Here is a 5,575-nt window from a genome sequence, read left to right on the forward strand (position 1 = left end):
GTGCGCCGCCGGGTTACGTGGGTTACGAAGAAGGCGGTTATCTGACCGAAGCCGTGCGTCGCAAGCCGTACAGCGTGATCCTGCTTGACGAGATCGAGAAGGCGCATCCGGATGTGTTCAACGTCTTGCTGCAAGTGCTGGACGATGGTCGCATGACGGACGGACAGGGACGTACCGTGGATTTCAAGAACACGGTCATTGTCATGACATCGAATCTGGGTTCGCACAAGATTCAGTCGATGGAGGACAGCGATCCTTCACTGGTGAAAATGGCTGTGATGGCCGAAGTGCAGGGACATTTCCGGCCAGAGTTTATCAACCGGATCGACGAGATCGTGGTATTCCATGCGCTGGATGCGAAGAATATCGGTTCGATTGCCAAGATTCAGTTGCATACGCTGGAGCAGCGTTTGACGCGTATGGACATGGCACTTGAAGTGACGGATGCGGCGTTGCTGCAGATTGCCGAAGCCGGTTTCGATCCTGTGTATGGTGCGCGCCCACTCAAGCGTGCGATCCAGCAGCAGATCGAGAATCCGCTGTCGAAGGCGATTCTGGAAGGCCGTTTTGGTCCGAAGGACAAGGTGGTCATTGATGCCGTACAAGGCGAGTTGCGCTTCGAGAAGGCTGCCTGATCGGTAGTACGTCGCCTGTTTTGAAGCAAAACGCAAAAAACCGCACGATAGCAATATCGTGCGTTTTTTTATTTAGCGGCTGGCGGTTTCCGCCACTGGCATGGCGCCATCGCGACGTTTGAGTGCATCGTAGGCAGAGCGTACGGATTCCACATCGGTACGCACCTGTCGTGGCGCGATTTTTTCGGCCCACTGTGAACCGTGCTTGATCGGTTGTGCGATCAGATAACGATTGTCGGGCGGCAGGTCGGCCACGATTAACGTGCCGGAGCAGCGCGTGTCGGTATAGGTCACACTGCCATCGGGGGCGTTGCACTTGATGACGTCGGCATGTGCAGAAACAGATGCCAGACAGAACAGACTGATTCCGGCGAGACGCATGAGCGAAATCGAGGTTGGCATGATGATCTCCTTGACGAGAATGCATCATGCAATGTGGCGTCTTCCTGTTCGGTGCGTTATGCCACCCGGCGCATCAATTTGTGCGTGGCAGTCTACGTCGTGCTTGTGTGCCTGCCGGGTTCGACGCGCAGGTACAAGGCCCAGGTCAGCAAGCCGATGCTGGCGGTTGCGCCAAGCAGCCAGAATGCCTTGTCGTAGCCATAGCGGGCGGCGATAAAGCCGCCGAGTGTCGTGCTCAGGGCGGCGCCGATGCCTTGCACCGTCATGACAGCGCCTAGCCCGATATTGATATGGCCGCTGCCGCTGAGCAGTCGTGCCACGATGCCCGGCAATGCCACGCCCAGCAGGCCGGCGCCGACGCCGTCGAGGATTTGCACTGGCAGCAAGGCCCATGGCGAATCCCAGGCCCCGGCGAGTGCGCCGCGCAGTGGCAGCGCCAGCAGCGCGATCAGGATCAGCAGATGGTAGCCGTGCTTGGACGCATAACGTCCGGCCGCAACGGCAACCGGAATCATCACGAGTTGCGCCACGATCACCGTTGCTGCGGTGAAGGTAGCCGGTTCTACCATGTGGCGAGACACCATCGCTTGTCCAAGCAGCGGCAGCATGGCAGCGTTGCCAAGATGGAACAGCATCATGGTCAAGGCGATCAGCAGCAGCGTAGGCGTGCGCAACAAGCTCAAGGCACTTTGTGGTTGCTGCAGCCCGTTTTCGGTTGCGCCGCGTGCAACGTCATGGTCGATTTCTATCGGATGGATGCGCCAGATGCAGATCAGGGATGCCCCTGCCATCACGGCCATCAGCAAAAACACGGCAGGCAGACCGAAATAGTAGCCAAGCATGCCAGCCAAGGCGGCCGACGTCAGGTTGCCTGCATGATTCCAGGCTTCATTGGTACCGATCTGCGCGGGCAAGCGTTGTTGCCCCACCAGTCCGAGTGTGATGCCGGCGATTGCCGGACCGATCACGGCGCCGACGATGCCGGTACAGACTTGCGAGACAGCGGTTACGAGAAAAGAGGGAGAGAGCAATATGACGAGCGAACCGATCACGACCAGCACCGACGCCACGCCCAATAGCATACGTTTGGCTCGCGTAGCATCGACGAGTGCGCCAAACGGCGTAGTCGCCAGCATGCCGGCGATGCCGCCTATCGTCATGACATAGCCAATATCGTCCGCTTTCCAGCCGTGTCCCATGAGGAACACACCCAGAAAAGGACCAAGCCCGTCGCGTACATCGGCGACGAAAAAGTTGAGGGCCGGAAGCCAGATGCGGCTTGACCGTGTTTCGCCGGAGCCCATGGCTTACGATCCGATCGGACCCTTGAAGACGAAAAAGGCGCCCACGCAGATGAAGGCAAAACCGAGCAGGTGGTTGATCGTCAGCTTTTCACCCAGATAGAGAACGGAAAACACGGAAAACACGACCAGCGTGATCACTTCCTGCATGGTCTTGAGCTCGGCCGCGTTATAGACCGTATGGCCAATCCGATTGGCCGGCACCGCGAAACAATATTCAGCCAGCGCAATCAGCCAGCTCACGAGAATGACAAGGTACAGCGGTCGGTTTTCGAATTTCAGATGACCGTACCAGGCAAAGGTCATGAAGATATTCGACACGAGCAGTAGCAGCGGGGGCAGGATGTGCGGGGACATGATGGATTCTTATTGTTAGGTGAGGAAAAAGTGCAAGCATCGTGACACGCTGAGCATTCACGAGACTTACGTATGTGAGCATCAGACGGGCGTTTGAAAGAAAAAATTCGATTGTGAACGAATTTATTTTTCTTAACGGAAAATTAATAATTCCAGGGATACATGCCTACATAAAGGCGTGTATCCAGATATCTGTTTGCGGATTGTGCGGGAGGTTACAGTAATTCGACTCTATTTGGATTGCTGCTTTGATGTCTGACACAAGGGCAGGATGGATTGGCTTTGTGTCGAGGACGGGCGTGAATTTTTGGCGATTTCGTTGCATGGAAAACAGCATGCCTTGTACATCCTGCTGCAATCTCCAAGGCATGCTATCCAAGGATAGATACTTCGTCGATTCAGAATAGATGTGAAAGACGCACGTAAATGGAGCGATAAGTCGGTTCGTTTGTATAAGTTGTTTTGGTTAGTGCATCCGCTGCTGAAAACTCCTGATCCATGCGCCTTTCTTTCGATGCGAATAAATTGAGTGCGGAGACATTCAGCGAGGTTCGTGGTGTCAGCTGCGTGCGTGCGCTCATGTCAAATCGCTTAAGTGAATCGACCTTGTTGCGGGCGAGCAGTCCACTGGATTGCCGGTAAAGCTGATCGAAGCCGCTCGATAGATTGAGGCTGGCACCGAACGTTGTCTTGGCTGAAGGCACAAACCAGTCGAGGCCGATGTTGGCAATGCGATCCGGCTGATCCAGAAAACGCCGTTTTTCTCCTGTTTGTGTCGAAATGAGACTGGTTTTGACCGCAGTCAGGTTCGACCACAGTGTCACATCCCGTGAGCCCCCGATCAGATTGAGCGGAATGCGGGCTTCAAGTTCGATGCCGACCATGCTGCCATCGCCCGTGTTTTGCGGCCGCGATACATACCGTGTGCCTTCCAGTGTGGTGATGTTTTCCAGTTTGTTGGAAAACTCGCGGCGGAAAGCCTTGGCGCTCAGCAGACCTTGTCGTCCTGCCAGGAAATGATCGATGCCGATGTCGTAACCAAGGATGGTTTCCGGTGTTGCGTCGGGATTGCCGCCGCTATCTGGCGTGGCAAAATTATTGCCTGTGACTGTGCTGACTGTTGGTGATAGTTCTCGCAAACTCGGACGGCGAAATGTTTTCGCAGCACCCATACGGAGATCTGTGCTTTCGTTCAATGCTTGTCTCAGGCTGAGCGAAGGAAGTAACGCGTTGTATTTCTTATCTGTTGCATTGCCAAAAAAATCGCGTGTATTGGTTGCTGAACGTTCTTGCCTTACACCAACTGTCAGTAGGTTGCCAGGGAATAACTGCATAGTGTCTTGAATATACAAGCTGGTGATATCTTCTTCGATGTTGTAGCGACGATTGAGTGTGGTTGATAGGGGCGTTCCATTAAGAAGGTTAAAACCACTATTGTCTTCGCGCCGCTTTTCTTCTGAACGGCCAATGCCATATTCAAACGTGTGCTTGTCGATTGCTGTTCGTGCAAAGGTTTTCACCTTGAGGAGGTCTAGATCAATGTTTTCCAGTCGTTTGCGACGTTGGTCAATGACGTTAGAGGCGTTGTAGCGCACCGAATCCCTCATCGTATCTTCACTGGCTTGCTGGCGATCGAAGGAAGTATTCAGTTCCGTATTGCTGCTGAATTGATGTTTCCATGCACCGTACAGCCCTTTATTTTCCCGCGTGCGTTTGCGGTCTTCATCTTCAAGCTGGGTGACAGTTTGTTGATTTGTCGAGAGCGTGCGCTTGATATCATCGCGATATTCAGTGGTGCGTAGATAAGACGGTTCAATAACGAGGCTGTTGTCTTTATTGATGTTGATATCGATGCGAGGAGTGAAGTTGGCTTGCTCAAAGCGACGCTGGTTGATGTTGCGCGAACCGCCATTGGCCGCACCGGCAGCGTTGTAACTGAGGGCATCCTTATTTTCTGCGCGGCGCTGCTGCTGAATACCGCCACTAAGCGTCAGGCGGATTCTCTCGTCGCCTAGCGCGTAATGGATGGTGGCGTCGCCAATCGGGCCATTGTGTTGTAGGGCACCTGCACCAACACTGATTTCATTAGGCAGGGCCTTGTTTCCTTGCTTGAGAATGATGTTGACCGTACCCGCCGCACCTTGCGCATCCTGACTGGCGAGCGGCGTATGAATGATTTCGATACGCTCGACCATCGAACTGGGAATGCGATCTACTTGCACAGTGCGCTCTGCATTGCCATCCAGCATGCGGCGACCATTGACAGTGACTTGCGTGTATTCGCGGCCGATATTGCGCAATTGCACTTCGCGCGCGCGATTGGCACCTTCAAACGATACGCCGACCAAGCGTCGCATCGCATCACCAAGCGGTTGATCACCGAATTGATTCAATTGTTCGGCATCAATGACGGTTTTTTGATTCGGTGAATCGTGGCGCGCTTGATGGGCACTTTGTGCTGCACTGTCGATTTTGTCTGCTGTGACGGAAATAGCCGGCAAGGCTGCTTCATCTGTTTGTGCGAATGCGGTGTGTGACGCCAGGATGGCGAGTGCCGCCAGTGCATGAGAGGAGAGGGTACGCATGATTCCAACCAAGGAAAAGTTATTGGCTGGCTGGAGGACGCGTCCTTTGGCTGGCTAAGAAAATGTGAAGGCAGGATTATAAAACTCGTAAAAATGAGAATGGTTGTTATTTTTCAATGGTCGGAAATTTTGATTGTTTGAGGAGATGGCTGTTCGTGAGGTCAAAGCAACTCCACACTACCCAAATTCAGGTAACTGCTTTCACGTGTGCTGGAGACAAAGTCTGCCAGGTACGGTTTTTGTGAAAGTTCGGGCAGGCAGGCAGCGTACAGCCGGCCGGTCAGTCCGTCGGGAG

The 5,575-nt window shown here is 53.9% G+C and carries 5 protein-coding genes and 1 pseudogene; 1 reads left to right on the top strand and 5 read right to left on the bottom strand.

Features of this window, described 5'->3' with window-relative positions:
- Positions 1-635 (top strand): AAA family ATPase (locus QZ725_RS02765; RefSeq protein ID WP_293776102.1); only part of this gene is annotated, 635 nt, incomplete at its 5' end.
- Positions 636-707: 72 nt separating this feature from the next.
- Here QZ725_RS02765 and QZ725_RS02770 read toward each other — a convergent pair.
- The 5 genes and pseudogenes from QZ725_RS02770 to QZ725_RS14960 form a co-directional block, all read right to left on the bottom strand.
- On the bottom strand, positions 708-1,037 hold the full coding sequence (locus tag QZ725_RS02770) for a DUF4124 domain-containing protein (RefSeq protein WP_293776103.1): 330 nt from the start codon (positions 1,035-1,037) through the stop codon (positions 708-710).
- Positions 1,038-1,129: 92 nt separating this feature from the next.
- Entirely contained in the window at positions 1,130-2,341 is a 1,212-nt protein-coding gene (locus tag QZ725_RS02775; protein WP_293776104.1) for an MFS transporter, read from the bottom strand.
- A 3-nt stretch (positions 2,342-2,344) separates the two neighbouring features.
- Positions 2,345-2,695: a DMT family protein gene (locus QZ725_RS02780; RefSeq protein WP_293776105.1), complete on the bottom strand. Its 351-nt coding sequence runs from the start codon at positions 2,693-2,695 to the stop codon at positions 2,345-2,347.
- 398 nt (positions 2,696-3,093) lie between these two features.
- Positions 3,094-5,280: a TonB-dependent receptor gene (locus QZ725_RS02785; RefSeq protein ID WP_293776106.1), complete on the bottom strand. Its 2,187-nt coding sequence runs from the start codon at positions 5,278-5,280 to the stop codon at positions 3,094-3,096.
- A 161-nt stretch (positions 5,281-5,441) separates the two neighbouring features.
- Positions 5,442-5,575 (bottom strand): annotated as a pseudogene (locus QZ725_RS14960) (LysR family transcriptional regulator); the annotation flags it as partial.

Origin of the sequence: uncultured Oxalicibacterium sp. (assembly GCF_913776015.1) — a bacterium.
Taxonomy (GTDB): domain Bacteria; phylum Pseudomonadota; class Gammaproteobacteria; order Burkholderiales; family Burkholderiaceae_D; genus Oxalicibacterium.